We start from the raw sequence: 23,970 nt of genomic DNA, 5'->3' as shown, positions 1-23,970 counted from the left end.
AAAGACAGAATAGTAATTCATTTAGGATGTATATTATGTTATGATTGTATTGTAATAAAATGGAATCTAGGAAGGTGGTATGCATTATGTCATCGGCAGTACTCTTTTTTGGTAGTATCGCACTATTTTACTTTCTTGTAATGATACCGATCCAATATTTATATTTACAAGGTTTACATGAAAAAAAGGAAAAGACAGGATTATCTCAGCGAGAGCTATATGAAAAAATGTCTTTTGGAGAAGAACAATTACATTTTCACGTACAAGGTAACCCATTTAATATACCATCTGCGTTTGTTGCATATATGATTTTGAAAGTTAAGGGACGTAAAAAAGCATCACAATATTGATGCTTTTTTTATGTTGCTTCATAGACTTCGGCTTCTTTAACTGCTAATGGTAAGAAATGTTTGTATTGGCGAAACCCATTAAATACACTTGCACTACCAAATAGAACGAATAAAACACCAACAATAATACGAGCGGTTGAAAGATCTAAAAAGAATTGGTTTAACCCGAAAAATAAAACGAATGAACCGAGTGCCATTGCGGATTTTCCTGAAAGCCAACCTTTTTCCATTGGGCGGTTTGTACGAAAGTATTTTGTTTTGTAAAAGAGGTACAACATAAATGAGACGATAATACAGAAGACTAATACTGGCATAATGAACACTCCCATCGCTTTGTGAAAAATAATAGACAAGAAAAAAGAAATATCTAAACTTTCTAACTTTTATTATAAAGCAATTGTTCGCATGTATGAAATACTTTCCGTTATAATGGAGGATAAAGTGAAACTTTAATTCGTGTAGGGGATATTTCCCCACAAGAATTATTAGCCCTCATCAATCGGGCTTTTACTGCACGTTAATGCGGGATAAAGTGAGAAGTTGATTAAAAAGGAGATTATACATATGCATGAGCAAATTTTAGGAGCAATTAAAGAGTTTGATACAATTATTATTCATCGTCATGTGCGTCCGGACCCAGATGCATTAGGTTCACAGGGTGGCCTTGGTACAATTCTACAAGAATCGTTTCCAGAGAAAAATATTTATACGGTTGGGTACAATGAACCGTCATTAGCGTACTTACGAGTAATGGATGATATTGAAGATAGTGTATACGAAAATGCGCTTGTTATCGTTTGTGATACTGCGAACCAAGAACGTGTTGATGATCAACGCTATACAAAAGGGAAGATGTTAATTAAAATTGATCATCATCCAAATGAAGATCCATATGGAGATATTACATGGGTAGATACGACAGCGAGTTCTACAAGTGAAATGATTTATGAGTTTTATACGTATGGAAAAGATAAAGGATTAAAAATAACAAAAGAAGCAGCTCGTCTTATTTTAGCTGGAATTGTTGGGGACACAGGTCGTTTCTTATTCCCGAATACAACAGCAAAAACACTTCGTTACGTAAGTGAGCTTGTTGATATGGGTGTGAAGTTCACGGATTTATACAATGAAATGTATAAGACGAAAGAAAAAATTGCTCGTTTAAACGGTTATATTTTACAAAATTTTACGATGGTAGAAGAAGGAGCAGCTTACATTAAATTAACAAAAGAAGTATTAGAAAAGTTTGATATACTTCCTTCTGAAGCATCTGGTGTTGTTGGAGCGCTTGGTAATATTGACGGATTAAAGGCGTGGGTTCTATTTTTAGAGGAAGACGACGTAATTCGTGTTCGTCTTCGTTCAAAGGGGCCAGTTATAAACAAATTAGCAATGCAATATAATGGCGGAGGACATCCTATGGCTTCTGGTGCGAAGGCATCTTCTTGGGAAGAAGCGGATCGTCTTTTTGCTGATTTACGTGAAATTTGTAAGTAAGGGTTATATGTTAAAAATAAAGAAGGAGTGGCGTTTAGAGCCCTCCTTCTTTATTTTTCTTTTTCTATAGCAATACTAATTTCAAGCACAGTATCAAAAGAAATTGTATCGACTTTAAAACGATATATACGATCGTAATGTTTGTACGTTTTGTTTTCGATTGCCTTTTTGAGGAGGTCTTTATTTTTTGCGATACTTTGAATGTTTTTCGTTAAAAGGTGCTGGAGGTCGTTATGAATAGAAGTGGTCATATTTTCGAGTGTAAGGTTGTCTAAATCATATTTATCTCGATTGATAATTTTTATTTTAATTTCTTGAATGGTTAAGAGTCTTTTATTTTCTGTGTTTAATTTTTCCTGATCTTCGAGAAGGACGTGGAGTTTTGCTTCTTGTTTTTCTATAATTTCTCGTTGCTGTGCTATTTTACTAGCTTGTTCTTGTTGAAAAACACCGTATATGTACAAAAAAATAAACCAGCTCAACACGCCTCCAACAGCAGCACCAGCTAAAACTAAGTACCATCTTTTTGCTGTATTGGCACTTGGTACCCTCATACATGTTCCTGTGTTAGCCATTTAATAATAATGAGACCTGTTTGCATACCACCAGTTGCGAAAAAAATAAGGAGAATTTGTTTTACGATATCTTTCATATCTCCGCCAAAGAAACTTCTTTCAAAGCTATAAAAGGTATCGAATGTTCCGCCGATTGCTGCAACGAGTGCCCAAATTCTTAAATTTTGAGCGAATTGATTAATGTAAGTTAGAGCTGGTTTTCCAATAAGAAACGCACCAAATCCACCAATTAATGAACCGCCAAGTATAACCCCAAAGGCAATAAAATAACTAATAATAAGCAGAGAGAAAAAAGTATGTTCTCTTACATCCATCGTCATTCCCCTTTCTTCTTCATATATATGGACAAAGTATAAGAAGTATGTTTTGATTTCCGCTTTCCTCATCACCTATAATAAAAGTAGTCAAATAGGTAAAGAGAGGGTACAACAGTGAAGTTTGTGCATTTACAATGTCAAACCGTTTTTAGTTTATTAAAAAGTGCTTGTAAAATTGATGAGCTTGTAGTCAGGGCGAAAGAACTCGGTTTTTCATCGCTGGCTATTACGGATGAAAATGTTATGTATGGAGTTATTCCGTTTTATAAAGCATGTAAGAAATATGGTATACAGCCTATTATTGGATTAACCGCTTCTATTTTTAGTGAAGAAGAGGAAAGGTCTTATCCACTTGTATTACTTGCTGAGAATGAAATAGGCTACCAAAATTTATTAAAGATTTCTAGTAGCATTATGACAAAGTCCAAAGATGGTATTCCTAAGAAGTGGCTTGCACATTATGCGAAAGGGTTAATTGCTATTTCACCAGGTAAAGATGGCGAAATTGAACAATTATTACTAGAAGACAAAGAGAGTCAGGCTGAAGAAGTAGCTCGCACATATCAAAATATGTTCGGCCATTTTTATATGAGTTTGCAGCATCATGCGATTCAAGACGAGTTGCTTTTACAAGAGAAACTACCTGAATTTATTAGTAGGTTTAATATTCCAGTCGTTGCAACAAACGATGTGCGCTATATCAATCAAAGTGACGCGCTTGTTCATGAATGTTTACTATCTGTTGAAAGTGGAACGAAAATGACTGATCCAGATAGGCCGAGGCTGAAAACAGATCAATATTATTTAAAGTCATCGGATGAAATGGAAGCACTATTTTCCCATGCACCGGAAGCGATCCAAAATACAATAAAAATCGCCGAGCGTTGCCAAGTAGAAATACCGTTCCATGTAAATCAACTTCCGAAGTTTCCTGTTCCGTCTAATGAAACGAGTGATATGTACTTGCGTCGTGTTTGTGAAGAAGGTTTGCGGAAACGATATGATGCGCCGAAAGAAGTGCATATAAAGCGTTTGGATCATGAGTTAAATGTTATTTCTCGTATGGGGTTTAGTGATTATTTCCTCATCGTATGGGATTTTATGAAGTATGCACATGAAAATCACATTTTAACAGGACCAGGTCGTGGATCGGCAGCTGGTTCACTCGTCTCATACGTATTAGAAATTACAGATATTGATCCGATTGAATACGATCTATTATTTGAAAGGTTTTTAAATCCTGAACGTGTGACGCTTCCCGATATCGATATTGATTTTCCAGACGTAAGACGTGATGAGATGATTCGCTATGTGAAAGATAAATATGGTCAGCTCCGTGTTGCACAAATTGTAACGTTTGGTACGCTTGCAGCAAAAGCAGCAATTAGAGACATTGCTCGTGTAATGGGGCTTCCGCCGCGAGACATTGATATATTTTCAAAACTTATTCCATCGAAGCTCGGTATAACGTTAAAAGATGCATATGAAGAATCACAATCACTTCGTGAGTTTATACAAGGGAATCTTCTGCATGAGCGTGTGTTTGAAATTGCAAAACGTGTAGAAGGTTTACCACGTCATACGTCTATTCATGCAGCTGGCGTTATTATGAGCCAAGAACCGTTAACAGGCAGTGTAGCAATTCAAGAAGGACATAACGATGTTTATGTTACGCAATACCCAGCCGATGCATTAGAAGAACTTGGGTTGCTTAAGATGGACTTTTTAGGATTACGTAATTTAACGTTACTTGAAAACATTATAAAATTTATCGCGAACAAAACAGGGAAAGAAATCGATATAAGAAACTTACCTCTTCAAGATGAAAAGACGTTCCAATTATTAGGGAGAGGGGATACAACAGGTGTATTCCAGCTTGAGTCAGGTGGTATGCGAAATGTACTTCGCGGGTTAAAACCGAATGAGTTTGAAGATATTGTAGCTGTTAACTCGTTATACAGACCGGGGCCGATGGAACAGATACCGACCTTTATTGAATCGAAACATGGAAAAAGAAAAATTGAATATTTACATCCGGATTTAAAGCCAATTTTAGAAAGAACATACGGTGTAATTGTATACCAAGAACAAATTATGCAAATTGCATCGAAGTTAGCAGGGTTTTCGCTCGGAGAAGCAGATTTACTGCGCCGTGCAGTGAGTAAAAAAAATCGTGATATTTTAGATCAGGAACGTAAGCATTTTGTACAAGGGTGTTTGCAAAATGGTTATGATGAGACATCTGCCGAGAAAATTTACGATTTAATTGTAAGATTTGCGAATTACGGTTTTAACCGAAGTCACGCTGTAGCTTACAGTATGATCGGATATCAGCTTGCCTATTTGAAATCGAACTATACGCTGGAATTTATGACGGCACTATTATCAAGTGCAATTGGAAATGAAGATAAAATTGTACAGTATATACGAGAAACGAAGCGGAAAGGTTTTCACGTTTTGCCGCCGTCTCTCCAGAGAAGTGGTTACAATTTCCAAATAGAAGGGAATGCGATACGTTACAGCTTACTTTCAATTCGAAATATTGGAATGGCTACAGTGACGGCGTTACTCGAAGAACGAGAGAAAAAAATGTTTGAAGATTTATTTGAATTTTGTCTCCGTATGCCGTCAAAGTTTGTAACAGAGCGCAATTTAGAAGCTTTCGTCTGGTCGGGATGTTTTGATGATTTTGGTGTTTCGAGAACGAATTTATGGAAAAGTCTTAAAGGGGCGTTAGAGTACGCAAATCTCGCACGTGATTTAGGAGATGCTGTTCCAAAATCAAAATACGTACAAGGAGAAGAGCTATCTTTTATTGAACAACTAAATAAGGAGAAGGAAGCACTTGGCTTTTATTTATCAAGTTATCCGACAGCGCAGTATGTGAAGTTAGCAAAAGAATTAGAAATTCCATCTCTCGCGCAGGCGATGCGACATAAGAAAAAAGTACAAAGAGCTATTGTGTATATAACAAGTGTGAGAGTGATTCGTACGAAGAAGTTTCAAAAGATGGCGTTTATTACATTCTGTGATCAAAATGATGAAATGGAAGCGGTCCTCTTCCCGGAAACGTATATACATTTCTCGGATAAGTTACAAGAAGGCGCAATTGTTTTAGTTGACGGTACGATTGAGCTAAGAAATCATAAGCTACAATGGATTGTAAATGGACTATATCCGCTAGAGGAAATGGATGTTTATGAAGAAAAGAAAGACGCATCTGTTTACGTGAAATTGCCGTCTCAGTATGAGAAAAAGCTTTTAAATCAGGTTACAAAAATATTGTTCGACTATTCAGGTTTTGCGAAAGTACTAATTTATTATGAAAAGGAACATAAAATGGTACAATTATCTCGAAGTTTATCGATTCATCCAAGTGAAGAATGTTTAGGAGCACTTCGTGAAATTGTCGGGGAAGAAAATGTAGTTGTGAAAATATAATGGACAATTTCCCTACACTTCGATTATTATAGTAGTAGTGTTCGTGGTCAGACCACTTGGAGAAATTGATATCAGCTAGAATAATTTGAGGAGAGTGGATAGTTTGTCAACACTTCGTGAAGAAGCACTTCACATGCATAAAGTGCATCAAGGAAAATTAGAAACTGTATCAAAAGTAAAAGTAGAAAATGCAAAAGATTTAAGTCTTGCATATTCTCCAGGGGTTGCAGAACCTTGTAAAGAAATTTATGACGATAAAAGTAAGGTATATGAATATACAATGAAGGGAAATATGGTAGCAGTTGTGACAGACGGAACAGCTGTACTTGGTCTTGGTAACATTGGACCTGAAGCATCTCTTCCAGTAATGGAAGGTAAAGCTGTATTATTCAAGAGCTTTGCTGGTGTAGATGCATTCCCGATTGCCTTAAATACAAACGATGTAGATAAAATTGTTGAAACTGTAAAATTAATGGAGCCAACTTTTGGCGGCGTTAACTTAGAAGATATCGCAGCACCAAACTGCTTCATTATTGAAGAGCGTTTGAAAAAAGAAACAAATATTCCTATCTTCCATGATGATCAACACGGAACAGCTATCGTAACAGTAGCAGGTCTTGTAAATGCACTGAAATTAGTTGGAAAGAAAATGTCTGACATTAAAGTTGTCGCAAATGGCGCAGGTGCAGCAGGTATTGCAATTATTAAACTTTTATATCGCTATGGTGTACGCGACATTATTATGTGTGACCGTAAAGGGGCAATCTATGATGGTCGTCCTACGGGTATGAATCCGGTGAAGGATGAAGTTGCAAAATATACAAATAAGAATCGTATAGAAGGTTCTTTAGCTGATGTTGTACAAGGTGCGGACGTATTTATTGGTGTATCTGCAGAAGGTGCATTAACAGAAGAGATGGTTCGTACTATGAATGACGCTGCGATTATTTTTGCAATGGCGAATCCGGTTCCAGAAATTATGCCAGAATTGGCAAAAGCAGCGGGCGCAGCTGTTGTTGGAACAGGTCGTTCTGACTTCCCGAACCAAGTAAATAATGTACTGGCGTTCCCTGGTATTTTCCGCGGTGCACTTGACGTACATGCGACACAAATTAACGAAGAAATGAAGATGGCAGCTGTACAGGCTATTGCTGAGCTTGTAGCAGAAGATGAGTTAAATGCAGACTATATCATTCCGGCACCATTTGACGCGCGTGTAGCGCCTCAAGTAGCGGCTTACGTTGCGAAAGCAGCAATGGAGACAGGAGTAGCTCGCCGTCAAGTAGATCCAAATGAGATCGCTGAAAAAACAAAACAATTAGCGCTGATTGGTAAAGAATAAGCGAGGAATTTCCATTGACATCATCAAATACAAAAGTATATCTCGAAATTGTAAAGAAAATCCGTTCCATTATGGAAGAGGATGGATTGGTAGCGGGGGATCGTTTGCCGTCTGAGCGTGAGTTAAGTTCACGCTTAAACGTAGGACGTTCCTCTGTAAGAGAAGCATTGCGTGCTTTAGAACTGGTAGGATTGATTGAAACGAGACGTGGTGAAGGGACGTTTATTCGAAACTTTTACGATAACGGTCTTGTCCAATTGATCGCTCCGTTCTTACTGCAAGATGAGAAAACAATTCGTGATTTATTACAAACGAAACGATTGCTTGAGAAAGATATGATTCGGATTGTATGTAATTTACCGAAAGAAACGTTTTCTAAAGTACTGAGTAGATTACATCAAGTACTTGAAGAAAATGAAAGCTCAATTCCAACGCTTCATCAAACGTTCTTTAAAACACTTATTGAACAAGTCGATAATTATTTACTATATCGCATTTGGATGATCGTAAATGATTACGTAGCAACTCTTTCTTGTAAAGTTTCAGGAGATTCTATCGATATGTATAGAAAACTTTATGTTGCTTTGGAAGAAAAACAAGAAAATGATGCACTAAAAATTTACGATGAATTAGTAGAAAATATACAGTTTCACTCGTAATGTATAAAATTTGTCGAAATGACCATGACACGTTATGACAAACATTCTACCGCTTAGCGGTTAAAGTTAAACGTAAAGAGTGAGGTTATTAGACAGATTGAGAAGATAAGGCTAACATCAAACTTTGGTGTTAGCCCCATTTTCTTCTTGCGCTAACCTTAGCTCTCAACGAAGGGGGTCAAATTGTGCTAAGAGATTTATTCGTGAAAAAGAAAAAGTACGCTGCAATACCTTCAGAACAAGTACGAAGAGATGTACCAGATGGCGTTATGACAAAATGTCCGGAATGTAAAAAAATCATGTATACGAAAGAACTTCTAAAAAATTTAAAAGTATGTGTGAATTGTGGATATCATCATCCTATGAATGCATGGGAACGTCTTGATAGTATATTGGACGAAGGGTCATTCCGTGAGTATGACAAAGAAATGGTTTCATTAAATCCACTCGAGTTTCCAGGTTATGAAGAGAAACTAGAGAGCGATCGTAAGAAGACTGAATTGAACGAAGCGGTTGTAACTGGTGAAGGAACAATTGATGACATGCTTGTTGTTGTTGCAGTAATGGATTCTCGTTTTCGAATGGGGAGCATGGGCTCTGTAGTAGGAGAAAAAATTGCCCGTGCGGTTGAAAAGGCATACGACTTACAAGTTCCATTTATTATCTTTACTGCTTCGGGTGGTGCCCGTATGCAAGAAGGTATATTAAGTTTAATGCAAATGGCAAAAACAAGCGTAGCTTTGAAAAAGCATAGTAATGCAGGAGGATTATTTATTTCTGTTATGACTCACCCAACGACGGGCGGGGTTTCAGCGAGTTTCGCTTCACTTGGTGATTATAATCTTGCAGAACCAGGAGCACTTATCGGATTTGCTGGTAGACGTGTAATTGAACAAACAGTGCGTGAGAAGCTACCTGAAGATTTCCAAACGGCAGAATTCTTACTAGAACATGGTCAATTAGATGCGGTGGTGCATCGTGATGATATGAGAGAATCACTTCGCAAGATTTTAGAAGTTCATCAAGGAGGGGAAATGGCTGTATGGCAGAGCTAGAATTTGAGAAACCAGTTGTTGAGCTAAGAAATAAGATTCGTGAACTGAAAGACTATACGAAAAACAGCCAGATGGACTTCAGTGAGGAGATTCGTATTTTGGAAGACAAGCTAGAAAATTTAGAGGAAGATATATACGGTAATATGAAAGTATGGGACCGTGTGCAAATTGCTCGTCATGCAGAACGACCGACAACGCTCGATTATATTGAGCACTTATTTACTGATTTTTTTGAATGTCATGGAGATCGTCTATTTGGCGATGATGCAGCGATTGTCGGCGGCATTGCGAAATATAAAGGGATGCCTGTAACTGTAATTGGGCATCAGCGCGGAAAAGATACGAAAGAAAATATTCGCCGTAACTTTGGAATGCCTCATCCAGAAGGATATCGAAAAGCATTGCGTTTAATGAAGCAGGCGGAAAAGTTCAATCGTCCAATTATTTGTTTTATTGATACGAAAGGAGCTTATCCTGGTAAAGCTGCTGAAGAACGTGGTCAAAGTGAAGCTATCGCCCGCAATTTATTTGAAATGGCAGGTTTAATGGTACCAGTTATTTGTATCGTTATCGGTGAAGGTGGTAGTGGTGGTGCGCTAGGTCTTGGAGTAGGAGATTACATTCATATGCTAGAAAATTCCACTTATTCTGTTATTACACCAGAGGGTGCAGCGGCAATTCTTTGGAAAGATGCAGGAAAAGCGAAGGAAGCTGCAGAAGCAATGAAAATTACAGCAGCAGATTTGAAAGAATTAGGTGTAATTGATGAAATTATTCCAGAGGCAAAAGGTGGAGCTCACCGTAATCTTTTGAAACAATCAGAAAATATAGACTTAATGATTAGAAAAACTTTTGAACAATTAAACGGAATTTCGAAAGATGAATTAATCGAAAAACGTTATGAAAAATATATGAAAATTGGGCAAGTTTCGTTTTCAAACGCTTCCATTGGGATAAAATAAGAAAAGCGTGCGTTCCTCTTCGCGAATGCACGTTTTTATTATGAAAAGACACATCTTCTCCATTGTGTTTTTATATTTTTTCGTGTTATTTTATTATAAGGCAAATAATCTTTATGAGGTGAGTACAAATGAAACGTATTGGTGTATTAACAAGTGGTGGAGATTCACCTGGTATGAATGCTGCCATTCGTGCAGTTGTTCGTAAAGCGATTTTCCATGATATTGAAGTATATGGTATTTACCATGGATACGCTGGATTAATTTCTGGTCACATTGAAAAATTAGAACTTGGTTCTGTTGGCGATATTATCCACCGCGGTGGTACGAAATTATATACAGCAAGATGTCCTGAGTTTAAAGACCCAGAAGTACGACTAAAAGGTATCGAGCAATTAAAGAAACACGGTATCGAAGGACTTGTTGTTATTGGTGGAGATGGCTCTTACCAAGGTGCTAAAAAATTAACTGAACAAGGATTCCCATGTGTTGGTGTACCAGGTACAATCGACAATGATATTCCTGGAACAGACTTCACAATTGGTTTTGATACAGCTTTAAATACTGTTATTGATGCAATTGATAAAATCCGTGACACAGCTACATCTCATGAACGTACATATGTTATCGAAGTAATGGGACGTCATGCTGGAGATATCGCATTATGGGCTGGTTTAGCTGATGGTGCAGAAACGATCTTAATTCCAGAAGAAGAGTATGACATGGATGATGTAATCGCTCGTCTAAAACGCGGTAGCGAACGTGGGAAAAAACACAGTATTATCATTGTAGCTGAAGGTGTTGGAAGTGCGATTGACATCGGTAAACACATTGAAGAAGCAACAAACTTTGATACTCGTGTAACTGTATTAGGTCACGTACAACGTGGTGGATCACCAAGTGCACAAGACCGTGTATTAGCAAGTCGTCTTGGCGCAAGAGCAGTTGAGCTATTAATTGCTGGTAAAGGTGGACGCTGTGTAGGTATTCAAGATAATAAACTTGTTGATCATGACATTATCGAGGCGTTAGCTCAAAAGCATACAATCGATAAAGATATGTATCAATTATCTAAAGAATTATCCATCTAATCGGCGTAATGTCGGATATTTGGGAACGGTTTCATAATTTTCGGAGGTGCAATATGCGTAAAACTAAAATTGTATGTACTATAGGTCCTGCTAGTGAAAGTATTGAGAAATTAGAACAATTAATGGAAGCTGGTATGAACGTTGCTCGTTTAAACTTCTCTCATGGTAGCCATGAAGAGCACGGTGCTCGTATTAAAAACATTCGTGAAGCTTCAAAGAAAACTGGTAAAACAGTTGGTATCTTACTTGATACAAAAGGTCCAGAAATCCGTACTCACGACTTCGTAGACGGACAAGCTGAGCTTGTAACAGGTGCAGAAGTAGTTCTTTCTACTGAGCAAGTATTAGGTACTGCAGAGAAGTTCTCTGTATCTTATGCTGGTCTTTATGATGATGTAGACCCAGGTTCTCGCATTCTAATCGATGACGGTCTTATCGAGCTAGAAGTAATCGAAAAAGCTGACGGAAACATCCGTACAAAAGTTCTTAACAGCGGAACTGTAAAAAATAAAAAAGGTGTTAACGTACCAAACGTAAGCATTAAGCTTCCTGGTATCACTGAAAAAGACGTACAAGATATCATTTTCGGTATCGAGCAAAAAGTTGATTTCATTGCAGCATCTTTCGTACGTAAAGCATCTGACGTATTAGAAATTCGTGAATTATTAGAAGGGCATAACGCTCAATACATCCAAATCGTACCAAAAATCGAAAACCAAGAAGGTATCGACAACATCGATTCAATCTTAGAAGTTTCTGACGGTTTAATGGTTGCTCGTGGTGATATGGGTGTAGAAATTCCACCAGAAGAAGTACCGTTAGTACAAAAACGTCTAATCAAAAAATGTAACGTATTAGGCAAACCAGTTATTACTGCAACACAAATGTTAGATTCTATGCAACGTAACCCACGTCCAACTCGTGCGGAAGCAAGTGACGTAGCAAACGCAATCTTCGATGGAACAGATGCAATCATGCTTTCAGGTGAAACTGCTGCGGGTCAATACCCTGTAGAAGCAGTAACAATGATGGCTAACATTGCAGTACGTGTTGAAAAATCATTACAATATGAAGATATGTTCAAAAAACGTATTAAAGAGTTCACTCCAACAATTACAGATGCAATTAGCCAATCTGTTGCGCACACAGCACTTGCTCTTGATGTAGCTGCAATCGTAGCTCCAACAGAAAGTGGACATACTGCGAAAATGATCTCTAAATACCGTCCAAAATCTCCAATCGTAGCTGTAACATCTGATGAGCAAGTAGGACGTCGTCTTGCACTTGTTTGGGGTGTACAAGCGTTTATGGCTGGGAAACGTGCAGCGTCTACTGACGAAATGTTAGATACTGCGATTCAAACAGGTATGGATGCAGGTCTAATCGGACTTGGAGATACTGTAGTAATCACTGCTGGTGTTCCAGTTGCTGAAACTGGTACAACAAACTTAATGAAAATCCACGTTGTTGGTGAAGAAGTTGCTAAAGGACAAGGAATCGGTCGTAAAGCTGCAAAAGGTAAAGTAGTTGTAGCGAAAACAGCTGCTGAAGCTGTAGCGAACGTAAACGAAGGTGATATCCTTGTTACAACAAGCACTGATAAAGATATGATTCCTGCAATCGAAAAAGCTGCTGCTTTAGTTGTAGAAGAAGGCGGTTTAACAAGCCATGCAGCTGTTGTAGGTGTATCAATCGGTATTCCTGTTATCGTTGGTGTAAACGGCGTAACAGCAACTTTAAAAAATGGCCAAGAAGTAACAGTTGATGCGGCACGCGGAATTGTTTATAATGGACATGCGGAAGTGCTATAAGTAATACGGAGAGAAGGATCGGAGTCCTTCTCTTTTTTTTTACACAAAAACGAGATAAAATTAGCTGGAAACGCCTAGAATTGCTTTTAAAAGCTGTTTGTTATGAGTTTTAATATGGAAGGGTATCTATATTTCATATGATGTATATAGGCGTTGTGAGGGCGTTAAAAGTGAGCTGTGAGAGAGGTGTAGAACTATGAAGTGGTTACTATTCTTGTTTATTTTAATACCGGCGATTGAGATTACGGTCTTAATTGGATCAAGTCATGTAATAGGTTTGTGGTCTACGTTCGCTATGATTGTATTTACAGGTGTTGTAGGTGTGTATTTGGCGAAAAGACAAGGGTTTAAAGTGCTTGGGGAGATTCAAACTAAGCTGAATAGAGGGGAAATGCCGGGTGAGGCAGTACTAGATGGCATTTTTGTATTTATAGGGGGTATTCTTTTGGTACTTCCTGGATATGTGACAGATGTACTGGGTTTTATCTGTGTAATCCCTATTACGAGAGCTTTATTGAAGCCGCTTGTTATGAAGTGGATGGAATGGAAATTTAGAAAGAACTCTACTATTATCATTCAGAAATAGTGCTTAGATTATAGCAATCTAAGCACTATTTTTTTGTCTTGTAAGAGGAGGGGCTTTCTGATTGAAGTTTTGCTTTACCGTACTATTTGTGGGCTGTAAAATTTCTATCTCAAAGCTAGGTTGGAGCAAAGAGGTTAGGTAAGAGTCAGGATGCTGAATTAAAGTTTTGCTTTCGTATATAAAGGAACGATTAGTGTAAAGAAGTCATATAAGAGAAGAGACGGGGGTAGTTGAAGTCGTATTTTATGCCGTTTTGTATATTTATTCATTTACATAAAAAGTAATAAATGTAAGTAATAATTATAGAGGAAATAGAATAAAAATGTATTTTTAGCTAGAATATGTGTTTTTTTATGCAAAAAAACAAGAGGATTATCCTTTTTCTGGGTAATTCTCTTGTTGCGTGTGAGTAGTGTGAAAAATAGGTAAAAGGAATAATCAGTGGGAATTTCCCACTGATTATAGCTTGATTTTTTGTATGAATTAGAAACTGTTATTTTGAAGGTGAACCTTTAATATATTTCCACAAGTCATGGAAGACATTTGCTTTGTGTAATGTATTAAGTAGTACTAAGGTGACTGGACCGATGATTAATCCTAAAAAGCCAAAAAGCTTAAAGCCGACAAATAGAGCGACGAGTGTTGCTAATGGATCGAGACCGATGTTAGATGAAAGTACTTTCGGCTCCATAATTTGTCTTTGGACAATCACGACGATGTATAAAATGAGAAGACCAATGGCGAATGCGGTATCGCCAGTGAAAAATACGTATATAACCCATGGAACGAAGACCGCGCCTGTTCCTAAATATGGTAGTAAATCTACAACTCCTGTAATAATCGCAATAGTAATGGCGTATGGTACGCGTAATATTAAAAGTCCGATTAGTACAATGACGGTTGTCATAGATACGAGTGTAAGTTGTGCTTTCACAAAACCAAACAAAGCTTTTCTTAAATCGACAAAAATAGTTTTTCCGTATCCATGTACACGATTCGGTAGCAAATTTCTTGCTTTCTGAGCAAGACGGTGCCAATCGTAACTAATGAAGAAAGTAGCTAATAAAATGAATACAAGGACAGTTAAAGTTGTTGGCAATGCACTAATGAAATTCGTTAACCCACTTATAATGGCGGTTAAAAGTTCTTTCATTTGTGTCGTTGCTTCTGTTCCTAAGTTTTGAATGTTTTGTGTAATTGTATAGCGCTGGGGTTCTCCAAGATGATTAAATTTAGAGATTAAATCATCGTAGAGAGGCATAATATGATTAAGTGCAAATTGCTGAGCGAATGTAACGATATCTGGAAACTTTACTGTAACAAGTTGTAGTAAGTATGTTGTGGCAGATATTGCTTCAGTTACAAGATATGTAACAAGTCCAACGATAGCTCCAAATACGAGAATTAAGCTAACGAGTACTGCTAGTGCACGAGGAAATTGTAGTTTTTGATTAAGGAAATTGACGACAGGATTAATCAAATAAGCAAATGCAAAAGCGATAATAAAAGGATAGATAAGCCCTGACATGTATAGTAATGCATAGAACCCAGCTACCGTTGCCACAATGACAAATATGAGTCGTAATATCATATATAGTAAGTTTCGGTTCAAAGATGTATACCTCCCATTCCGATTTGGATTATCCTAATTCGTTCAACTTATAACGAGTAGTACTCACAGATTAACGTTTCACTTTATGTTATAGTGGAATGATGGATTTAGCCTGCTTTTTTCGGTATATGAATGACTGTGAAAGCCTGTTGATGATGCCGCTACTATATGGTAAAAACTTCATTTTCTCTTCTCTTTATTTTACCTGTTTCTTATTAGAAAAGAAAGAAGAGACGACTGTTTTCAAAAATGTATACATGCTTAATTTTTTTTGGTGAAAGTCTCGTTTTTCAATTTTAAAATGCATACAAAATGGAAGGTGTTATCGATAAATAGGCATCCGTATAGCATGTATAACGATAGGTTTAAAGGTATTTTTGTTTGGAAATGAGTTCATTATTTTCAGAAAGGAAGTGCAAACATGATTAGTCAGTCAACGTTATTTTTATTCATACTACTTATTATAGGACTTATTGCTAAAAACCAATCGCTTACTGTAGCTATTGGTGTGTTATTTTTATTGAAGTTTACGTTTTTAGGAGATAAGGTCTTTCCTTATTTACAAACGAAAGGGATTAACCTAGGTGTAACGGTCATTACAATAGCGGTGCTCGTACCGATTGCGACGGGGGAAATAGGTTTTAAACAACTTGGAGAAGCAGCGAAATCGTATTATGCGTGGATTGCTTTAGCTTCAGGTGTAGCAGTCGCTTTGTTAGCAAAAGGCGGCGTACAATTATTGACGACGGATCCTCATATTACAACTGCGCTTGTTTTTGGGACAATTATAGCGGTTGCGTTATTTAATGGGGTTGCTGTAGGGCCTTTAATTGGGGCTGGAATTGCCTATGCGGTTATGAGTATTATACAGATGTTTAAATAAGAAATTTTATAGTAATATAAAATTTTTGAATTCTTTCTGTTCACAAAAGTCAGATAATTGTTTATAATAGGATTAGAAACTTTGAAAAGTTACATAACAGCAGAGACTTTACACCAGATAAAATAAAAACAACATAAAACAANNTTGTTTTATGTTGTTTTTATCATAAAACTCTTCGGAATTTATTTTCCTCACTAACTTGTTGTTTTGAGCGTGAGGATTCGGGGAGACATTCACGCTCATGCTTTCCATGTAAACAATGGACAATAAGAGGGGAACATCGCAACAAATTTGCATGATCGTGCATTTTGCTTGCCTAAAGAGTGAACGGGCGTTCATAATTCATAAGGGGAGCAAATAGATATAAGGAGCAAGGTTGGGAGAATTTTCAGGAAAAGGAGAGAATGTCATGACTGTTATTCGAGGTTTAGAAGGGGTAGTAGCAACAACATCATCTGTGAGCTCTATTATTGATGATACATTAACTTATGTTGGGTATAATATTGATGATTTAGCTGAGAATGCTACGTTTGAAGAAGTAGTGTACTTATTATGGCACCGCAAGCTTCCTAATGAAAAAGAACTAGCGGAATTTAATGAAATTGTATCTGAATACTATAAAGTTCCAGGTGAGATTTTAACATATTTGAAACAAGTAGATTTAAAAATTGCACATCCGATGTCTGTTTTACGAACTGCAATTTCCATGCTATCATTATACGATGAGAGCGCTGAAATTATGGATGAAAAGTCTAATTATTTGAAAGCGGTTAAATTACAGGCTCAAGTGGGAACTTTAGTTGCTGCTTACGCGAGAATCCGTAAAGGTTTAGATATTGTTGAGCCAAGAAAAGATTTATCATTAGCTGCAAACTTCTTGTACATGTTAAATGATCGCGAGCCAAATGAAGTTGAAATTGAAGCTTTTGATAAGGCGCTTGTACTTCATGCGGATCATGAGTTAAATGCTTCTACATTTACTGCACGTGTTTGCGTAGCTACACTTTCAGATGTATATTCTGGTATTACAGCAGCAATCGGTGCATTAAAAGGTCCTCTTCACGGTGGGGCGAATGAAAATGTAATGAAGATGTTAACTGAAATTGGCGAAGAAGAAAATGTAGAATCATATATTCATAATGCTCTTCAAAATAAAGTGAAAATCATGGGCTTTGGCCACCGTGTGTATGAGCAAGGTGATCCACGTGCAAAACACTTACGTGAAATGTCTAAGAGATTATGCGTGCTTTTAGGAGAAGACAAATGGTATAATATGTCTATCAAAATTGAAGACATTGTAACAAAAGAAAAAGGTCTTCCACCAAATGTTGATTTCTATTCAGCTTCTGTATACCATTGTTTAGGAATTGACCATGACTTATTTACACCTATTTTTGCAATTAGCCGTATGTCAGGCTGGTTAGCTCATATTCTAGAACAATATGAAAATAACCGTTTAATCCGTCCGCGTGCTGATTATAATGGACCAACACATCAAGTGTATGTTCCAATCGCACAAAGATAAGCAAAAAACACTATTTCGATAGTGAAAATACGCTTTCAAAAGTCTGATTTTTTTGGGAAGATGTAATGATTAGAATATTTTAATTTGACTAACGGTTTGAACTGAGGGGTTATTCCCTCAGTTTCATACATATGAAATTTCAAACATGGGGGTTATCACATTGACGACAGGTGAAAAAATTACTGTAACTAATGGTGTTATGAATGTACCAAACAATCCGATTATTCCATTTATTGAAGGAGATGGAATTGGTCCTGATATTTGGGCAGCTGCATCTCGCGTAATAGAAGCAGCAGTTGAAAAAGCTTATGATGGTGAGAAGAAAATCGTTTGGAAAGAAGTGCTTGCAGGGGAAAAAGCATTCAACCAAACAGGCGAGTGGTTACCAGAAGAAACTTTAAATTTAATTCGCGAATATTTAATCGCAATTAAAGGTCCACTTACAACTCCAGTTGGCGGTGGTATTCGTTCTCTAAACGTAGCACTTCGTCAAGAATTAGATCTATATGTATGTCTACGTCCAGTTCGTTATTTTGAAGGTGTTCCTTCACCTGTAAAACGTCCGGAAGATACTGATATGGTTATTTTCCGTGAAAATACAGAAGACATTTATGCTGGAATTGAATATGCACAAGGATCTCCAGAAGCAGAAAAAGTTCTTGCTTTCTTAAAAGAAGCAATGGGTGTTAATAAAATCCGCTTCCCAGAAACATCTGGTATTGGTATTAAACCAATCTCAGAAGAAGGGACAAAGCGTCTTGTTCGTGCTGCAATTCAATATGCAATTAACGAAAAACGCTCTTCTGTTACATTAGTTCATAAAGGAAACATTATGAAATTTACAGAAGGTGCTTTCAAAAACTGGGGTTACGAAGTAGCGGAACAAGAATTCGGCGACAAAGTATTTACTTGGGCTGAATACGATCGCATTGTTGAAAAAGATGGTAAAGATGCAGCGAATAAAGCGATGGCAGACGCTGAAGCGGCTGGAAAAATCATCGTAAAAGATTCTATTGCAGACATCTTCTTACAACAAATTTTAACTCGTCCACGTGAGTTCGATGTTGTTGCAACAATGAACTTAAATGGTGACTATATCTCTGATGCACTTGCTGCACAAGTAGGTGGAATTGGTATTGCACCTGGTGCAAACATTAACTATGTGACTGGACATGCTATCTTTGAAGCTACACATGGTACAGCTCCAAAATATGCAGGTTTAGATAAAGTAAACCCATCTTCTGTTCTTCTTTCAGGTGTATTATTACTAGAACATTTAGGATGGAATGAAGCGGCGAAATTAGTAACAGATTCAGTTGAGAAAACAATTGCATCAAAAGTAGTAACATATGACTTTGCTCGCCTAATGGAAGGCGCAACAGAAGTGAAATGTTCTGAGTTTGCTAATGAGCTTATTAAAAACATGGATGTAGCGATAATCAAAAACGCATAATTAAAGCGGGGGGTAAATTATGACAATCAAACGCAAGAAGGTTTCAGTCATCGGTGCAGGATTTACAGGAGCAACAACGGCATTCTTATTAGCACAAAAAGAACTTGCAGATGTTGTATTAGTGGACATTCCACAACTGGAAAATCCAACAAAAGGGAAAGCGTTAGATATGTTAGAAGCGAGCCCAGTACAAGGTTTTGATGCTAACATTATTGGAACATCTGATTACGCAGATACTGCTGATTCTGACGTTGTCGTTATTACAGCAGGTATTGCACGTAAGCCTGGTATGAGCCGTGATGACTTAGTAGCAACAAACTCTAAAATTATGAAAAGTATTACGCGCGACATTGCAAAACATTCACCAAATGCAATTATTGTTGTATTAACAAATCCAGTTGATGCAATGACATATTCTGTATTTAAAGAAGCAGGATTCCCGAAAGAGCGTGTTATCGGCCAATCGGGCGTATTAGATACAGCTCGTTTCCGTACATTCATCGCACAAGAATTAAATCTTTCTGTGAAGGATATTACAGGATTTGTTCTTGGTGGACACGGTGACGACATGGTACCTCTTGTGCGTTATTCCTATGCAGGTGGTATTCCGTTAGAAACGTTAATTCCGAAAGAGCGTTTAGAAGCAATCGTAGAACGTACCCGTAAAGGTGGCGGTGAGATTGTAGGCTTATTAGGAAACGGTAGTGCATATTACGCACCAGCAGCTTCTTTAGTTGAAATGACAGAAGCAATCTTAAAAGATCAACGCCGTGTATTACCAGCTATTGCGTACCTTGAAGGTGAGTATGGTTATAGTGACCTTTACTTAGGGGTACCGGTAATTCTAGGTGGTAACGGAATTGAAAAGATTATTGAATTAGAACTTCTTGCAGATGAAAAAGAAGCGTTAGATCGTTCTGTAGAATCTGTACGTAACGTAATGAAAGTTCTTATTTAATAATTGAATAGTAGTGAAAAAGATTCGGGATTCCGAATCTTTTTCTACTATTTACCGAATTGTTTTTTTGAAATAATATGAAAACGCTATCATTTGTAGTATCCTATAATGAAACTGTAGATTTATACTATATATTGCCCTCATCATAGTAAAGTTCGGATAAGGTATCGCTTTTAGTAGGATAATAAGGTGAAAAAATCGGAGGGGGTTGTAATATGTTAAAGAAAAAAGTTCAAATTGGTCGTAAAATGGATGAAATTACAGTAGGAGAGAAATTATCTATCACTGAAAAGATTGAGGATAAAGATTTGTTATTGTACTTAGGGTTAACGAATGATGCCAATCCATTATATATTCAGCATGATTACGCATCCCAAACTCCGTATGAAAAGCCGATTGTACCAAGCATTATGCTAACGGGAATGATTACAACGGCAGTTACGAAATATTTACCGGGTCCAGGAAGTCATATTACTAGGAAGGACCTTACGTTCGTGAAGCATGTTCACCATTATGAAACGTTACAAATCCACTTTGAAGTTGTGGCTGTTTCCGAGGAGGAACATATAATTGATATGCTTGTATCTGCTCATGATGAAAAAGGAGAAACTGTTGTAAAAGGTTTATTAACAGTCACGCCGCCTTTTAAATCTGTTTCCATTATGGAAAAAGCATTAGATAATTTTTAAAACATGAAAATATGAATAGCGCTAGCACACCTTTAATAAGGGTGCTAGCGCTATTTTAGTTGAAAAATCCTTCTTTGAACCCTTCAGCAAATTCTGAACAACCTGTTTTAATCGTATCCCAGCTAGGTGCGTTAAAAGTAAGGAAACATGTTACTACTAAAGTTAAAATAGGTAGTAATAGTCGCATAATAGACCTCCGAATCTGATTTATTTATATATTAAAATTAATGATATAACCATCGGTAATTGAAGTCAATGAAAGGAGTGTTTTTTTTAGGTGAGGTGGAAAAGAGAAGATGTTATCTTTGAAACGATAAGAGAAGCTGAAGTGTGGGCAGACGGGGTCGTAAATGAAATGTACGGAAGAGTATTTGATGGATATGCAACGCGAGATTATAAAGTCGCGTATGTTCTCGCGTTTTTTTTTAGCGCAAAATCAAGAATTCAATATCTATACGAGTGTTGAGTTTAATCACGATATAGACGTGTATAAAGTGTGGGTCACCACAAGTTACTTGCGCGATCCGAATCCATGAATAGACAATTATATTGAGAGGGACCTTGTTTTCTAGTATGATGAGAATAACGGGGAAAATACTAGGATGAAGAAGGTTTCAAGTCTATAACTTGGAGGAAAAGAATGAACAATCGTATTTTAGTAGTTGATGATGAGGAGTTTATCTTAACTTTAATTGAATTTAATTTACAACAAGCTGGTTTTGAAGTGATAACAGCGATGGATGGAGAAATGGCGCTTCAAAAAGCGACAACAGAACGTCCAGATTTAATTATATTAGATTTAATGCTTCCGAAAATGGATGGTATGGAAGTTTGTAAAGAATTACGATTGCAGCGCGTTATGACGCCGATTTTAATGTTAACGGCAAAAGATGATGAGTTTGATAAGGTGCTAGGTCTTGAACTTGGGGCAGATGATTATATGACGAAGCCATTTAGTCCAAGGGAAGTTGTTGCTCGTGTGAAGGCGATTTTGCGCCGTACGAAATTACAACAAGAAGAACAAGTTGCAGAAGCGCCAGATGAAGATAGCATCACAATTGCAGAACTTAAAATTTTACCGGAGTTTTATGAGGCTTATTTCCAAGGAAGAAAGCTTGAATTAACACCAAAAGAATTTGAACTACTTGTGTATCTTGCGAAAAATAAAAGTCGCGTGTTGACGCGTGATCAATTATTAAGTGCTGTATGGAATTATGATTTTGCTGGTGATACACGAATTGTTGATGTTCATATTAGCCATTTGCGCGATAAAATTGAAAAAAATACGAAAAAACCGACGTACATTAAAACGATACGTGGTTTAGGATATAAATTAGAGGAGCCAAAAGGGGATGAATAAATTTCGTTCCAGGCTTCTTTTTACATTTGTTTCTCTTATTGTATTTATTTTAGTCGGACTAGGTTTATTGCTAGAAACTGTGTTTGAAAACTACTATATAGATCATGCTAAAGAGAGAATGATAAAAGAGACGGAGTATGTTTCGGCGTTAGCAGAAGAGCAAGGTTTTGATAATGTTTTAAAAAATCCATACGTATTTGAAAAGTTAGAAGAAAAAATACCAGCTTCTATCGTATTTGTGGATGAAAAAAAGAAAGTTCAATATAGAAAAGGACAACAATCGGCATTTAGTCCAGAGACGATTAAAGAGCTTTCTTCGGAAGTGGCAAAACAACGAAGTAAAGTGATTACGAAAGAAACAGATCGAAAGAATGAATTTTATCATGTGGTGTTCGTTCAAGATGTAGAAGGAAAACAAGGATACATTTTGGTGAAAAGTACAATCGATCCTTTAAGAGACGTACATCAAAAAACGTGGGGATTATTAATTATCGGATTTGTCATCGCTTGTCTCGTAGTTGTATTTTTAGGTATGAAAATTACAGGGCAATATATTAGGCCAATTGAATCGGTTACGAAAGTTGCAATTGAATTGGCGAAGGGTAATTATAAAGCACGTGCATACGAAAGTCATTCGGATGAAACAGGGATGCTGAGTAAAGCGATTAATATTTTAGCGCGAAATTTACAAGAGATGACACTTGAACAAGAAATGCAACAAGATCGTCTGCATACGTTAATTGAAAATATGGGGAGCGGAATGATTTTAATTGATAGCCGCGGTTATATAAACCTTGTAAACCGCTCTTATAAGGAAACTTTCCACGTAACAGATGAAGAGTATTTAGATCGTTTATATTATGAATCGTTCCATCATACAGAAATTATTGAGCTTGTAGAAGAAATCTTTATGACAGAAGTGAAAGTGCGTAAACAAATGTTATTGCCACTTGGAATTGAGCGGAAACATTTCGAAGTATATGGGGCGCCGATTATCGGGACAAATCATGAATGGAAAGGGATTGTTCTCGTATTCCATGACATAACAGAGTTGAAGAAATTAGAACAAATGAGAAAAGACTTTTTAGCGAATGTTTCTCATGAATTAAAGACACCGATTACTTCTATTAAAGGTTTTTCAGAAACACTCTTAGACGGAGCGATGGATAATAAAAAATTCTGCGAACATTTCTTGCACATTATTTTAAAAGAAAGTGAGCGCATGCAAGGATTAATTGAAGATTTATTAGATTTGTCAAAGATCGAACAACAAGGATTTAAATTAAACATGGGAACCGTTGACATGAAGGGGCTGCTTGAAGATATTCATATGGTGCTTGATAATAAAGCAGGAGAAAAAGAAATTTCTTTACAAGTGAACGTATTAAAACGTGCCTCTGTTATTGGAGATCCAAGTCGTTTGAAACAAATCTTTATTAATTTAATTAATAACGCGATCGTATATACACCGGCTGGAGGCATTGTTTCGGTAGAGTTAGCGGAAGATAAATATAATGCTTATATAAAAGTATCGGATACTGGAATTGGTATTAGTAAAGATGAAATTCCGCGTATTTTTGAACGTTTCTACCGGGTGGATAAAGCAAGGAGTAGGAATACTGGTGGTACCGGCCTTGGATTGTCGATTGTAAAGCATTTAGTTGAGGCGCACCAAGGTACGATTACAGTAGATAGTGAAGTTGGAGAAGGGACAACATTTACAGTTGTTTTACCGAAATCAGCAACTGAAAAATAGGATGAAGGATGTTTACAATATATTAACAATGGCTTAATTAAATATTAATAA

22 protein-coding genes and 1 pseudogene are annotated in these 23,970 nt (G+C 36.9%); 18 read left to right on the top strand and 5 right to left on the bottom strand.

The genetic code is table 11. From position 1 onward, the window contains the following. Window positions 1-86 precede the first annotated feature (86 nt). Complete coding sequence (locus COK05_RS02975) at window positions 87-350, top strand: DUF3949 domain-containing protein (RefSeq protein WP_000093045.1); 264 nt, start codon at window positions 87-89, stop codon at window positions 348-350. An 8-nt stretch (window positions 351-358) separates the two neighbouring features. Here the strand turns inward: COK05_RS02975 and COK05_RS02970 are convergent, their stop codons facing one another. Then, entirely contained in the window at window positions 359-664 is a 306-nt protein-coding gene (locus COK05_RS02970; protein ID WP_098611392.1) for a YtpI family protein, read from the bottom strand. Window positions 665-914: 250 nt separating this feature from the next. Here COK05_RS02970 and COK05_RS02960 point away from each other — a divergent pair, with 250 nt between their 5' ends. Then, window positions 915-1,847, top strand: a complete 933-nt coding sequence (locus COK05_RS02960; RefSeq protein WP_098611391.1) for a DHH family phosphoesterase — start codon at window positions 915-917, stop codon at window positions 1,845-1,847. A 50-nt stretch (window positions 1,848-1,897) separates the two neighbouring features. Here COK05_RS02960 and ytrI read toward each other — a convergent pair whose 3' ends face one another. Both ytrI and COK05_RS02950 read right to left on the bottom strand, forming a co-directional pair. After that, complete coding sequence (gene ytrI, locus COK05_RS02955; RefSeq protein ID WP_098611390.1) at window positions 1,898-2,401, bottom strand: sporulation membrane protein YtrI; 504 nt, start codon at window positions 2,399-2,401, stop codon at window positions 1,898-1,900. Continuing rightward, window positions 2,398-2,811, bottom strand: coding sequence for a YtrH family sporulation protein (locus COK05_RS02950; protein ID WP_002005839.1), 414 nt, complete (start codon window positions 2,809-2,811; stop codon window positions 2,398-2,400). Before COK05_RS02950 ends, ytrI begins: the two co-directional genes overlap by 4 nt. A gap of 42 nt (window positions 2,812-2,853) precedes the next feature. Here COK05_RS02950 and dnaE point away from each other — a divergent pair, with 42 nt between their 5' ends. The 8 genes from dnaE (at window position 2,854) to COK05_RS02910 (ending at window position 13,683) form a co-directional block, all read left to right on the top strand. Then, a complete protein-coding gene (dnaE, locus tag COK05_RS02945) occupies window positions 2,854-6,180 on the top strand; it encodes a DNA polymerase III subunit alpha (RefSeq protein WP_098611389.1) in 3,327 nt (1,108 codons plus the stop codon). 133 nt (window positions 6,181-6,313) lie between these two features. Beyond that, on the top strand, window positions 6,314-7,522 hold the full coding sequence (locus COK05_RS02940) for an NAD(P)-dependent malic enzyme (RefSeq protein WP_176539407.1): 1,209 nt from the start codon (window positions 6,314-6,316) through the stop codon (window positions 7,520-7,522). A 14-nt stretch (window positions 7,523-7,536) separates the two neighbouring features. Beyond that, window positions 7,537-8,181: a FadR/GntR family transcriptional regulator gene (locus tag COK05_RS02935; RefSeq protein WP_098611387.1), complete on the top strand. Its 645-nt coding sequence runs from the start codon at window positions 7,537-7,539 to the stop codon at window positions 8,179-8,181. A gap of 185 nt (window positions 8,182-8,366) precedes the next feature. After that, window positions 8,367-9,236, top strand: a complete 870-nt coding sequence (accD, locus tag COK05_RS02930; protein WP_098611386.1) for an acetyl-CoA carboxylase, carboxyltransferase subunit beta — start codon at window positions 8,367-8,369, stop codon at window positions 9,234-9,236. After that, complete coding sequence (gene accA, locus COK05_RS02925) at window positions 9,224-10,198, top strand: acetyl-CoA carboxylase carboxyl transferase subunit alpha (protein WP_098611385.1); 975 nt, start codon at window positions 9,224-9,226, stop codon at window positions 10,196-10,198. Before accD ends, accA begins: the two co-directional genes overlap by 13 nt. A 128-nt stretch (window positions 10,199-10,326) precedes the next feature. Continuing rightward, window positions 10,327-11,286 carry a 6-phosphofructokinase gene (pfkA, locus tag COK05_RS02920; RefSeq protein ID WP_000821156.1) on the top strand — a complete coding sequence of 320 codons (960 nt, stop codon included), beginning with the start codon at window positions 10,327-10,329 and terminating at the stop codon, window positions 11,284-11,286. A 53-nt stretch (window positions 11,287-11,339) separates the two neighbouring features. Next, window positions 11,340-13,097: a pyruvate kinase gene (gene pyk / locus COK05_RS02915; protein WP_098611384.1), complete on the top strand. Its 1,758-nt coding sequence runs from the start codon at window positions 11,340-11,342 to the stop codon at window positions 13,095-13,097. A gap of 196 nt (window positions 13,098-13,293) precedes the next feature. Beyond that, window positions 13,294-13,683, top strand: coding sequence for an FxsA family protein (locus COK05_RS02910; RefSeq protein ID WP_098611383.1), 390 nt, complete (start codon window positions 13,294-13,296; stop codon window positions 13,681-13,683). Window positions 13,684-14,176: 493 nt separating this feature from the next. On the opposite strand, the gene ytvI is transcribed toward COK05_RS02910, so the two are convergent. Next, complete coding sequence (gene ytvI, locus COK05_RS02905) at window positions 14,177-15,295, bottom strand: sporulation integral membrane protein YtvI (protein WP_098611382.1); 1,119 nt, start codon at window positions 15,293-15,295, stop codon at window positions 14,177-14,179. A gap of 421 nt (window positions 15,296-15,716) precedes the next feature. On the opposite strand from ytvI, the gene COK05_RS02900 reads away from it, so the two are divergent. The 5 genes from COK05_RS02900 to COK05_RS02875 all read left to right on the top strand — a co-directional run bounded on the left by COK05_RS02900 (window position 15,717) and on the right by COK05_RS02875 (window position 20,803). After that, window positions 15,717-16,178, top strand: coding sequence for a DUF441 domain-containing protein (locus tag COK05_RS02900; RefSeq protein ID WP_000625507.1), 462 nt, complete (start codon window positions 15,717-15,719; stop codon window positions 16,176-16,178). A gap of 376 nt (window positions 16,179-16,554) precedes the next feature. Continuing rightward, a complete protein-coding gene (gene citZ / locus COK05_RS02890) occupies window positions 16,555-17,703 on the top strand; it encodes a citrate synthase (RefSeq protein WP_000503651.1) in 1,149 nt (382 codons plus the stop codon). Window positions 17,704-17,863: 160 nt separating this feature from the next. Then, entirely contained in the window at window positions 17,864-19,156 is a 1,293-nt protein-coding gene (gene icd, locus COK05_RS02885) for an NADP-dependent isocitrate dehydrogenase (RefSeq protein WP_141538870.1), read from the top strand. 19 nt (window positions 19,157-19,175) lie between these two features. After that, window positions 19,176-20,114, top strand: coding sequence for a malate dehydrogenase (gene mdh / locus COK05_RS02880; RefSeq protein ID WP_070171454.1), 939 nt, complete (start codon window positions 19,176-19,178; stop codon window positions 20,112-20,114). Between the two features lie 215 nt (window positions 20,115-20,329). Then, window positions 20,330-20,803, top strand: coding sequence for a MaoC family dehydratase (locus COK05_RS02875; RefSeq protein WP_098611380.1), 474 nt, complete (start codon window positions 20,330-20,332; stop codon window positions 20,801-20,803). Window positions 20,804-20,858: 55 nt separating this feature from the next. On the opposite strand, the gene COK05_RS31605 is transcribed toward COK05_RS02875, so the two are convergent. Beyond that, complete coding sequence (locus tag COK05_RS31605) at window positions 20,859-20,990, bottom strand: hypothetical protein (RefSeq protein ID WP_098611379.1); 132 nt, start codon at window positions 20,988-20,990, stop codon at window positions 20,859-20,861. Between the two features lie 90 nt (window positions 20,991-21,080). On the opposite strand from COK05_RS31605, the pseudogene COK05_RS02865 reads away from it, so the two are divergent. The 3 genes and pseudogenes from COK05_RS02865 (at window position 21,081) to phoR (ending at window position 23,919) form a co-directional block, all read left to right on the top strand. After that, window positions 21,081-21,339 (top strand): annotated as a pseudogene (locus COK05_RS02865) (hypothetical protein). Between the two features lie 104 nt (window positions 21,340-21,443). Then, window positions 21,444-22,163, top strand: a complete 720-nt coding sequence (phoP, locus tag COK05_RS02860) for a two-component system response regulator PhoP (protein WP_098611378.1) — start codon at window positions 21,444-21,446, stop codon at window positions 22,161-22,163. Beyond that, the gene (gene phoR, locus COK05_RS02855) at window positions 22,156-23,919 is read left to right on the top strand and encodes a sensory box histidine kinase PhoR (protein ID WP_098611377.1); all 1,764 of its coding nucleotides are present in this window, start codon (window positions 22,156-22,158) and stop codon (window positions 23,917-23,919) included. The genes phoP and phoR overlap by 8 nt, the downstream gene beginning before the upstream one ends. Window positions 23,920-23,970 lie beyond the last annotated feature (51 nt).

Source organism: Bacillus cereus (assembly GCF_002567495.1).
Lineage (GTDB): Bacteria > Bacillota > Bacilli > Bacillales > Bacillaceae_G > Bacillus_A > Bacillus_A cereus_AQ.
The sequence above is the reverse complement of the archived record's forward strand: the minus strand, read 5'-3'. Positions and strand labels throughout refer to the sequence as shown.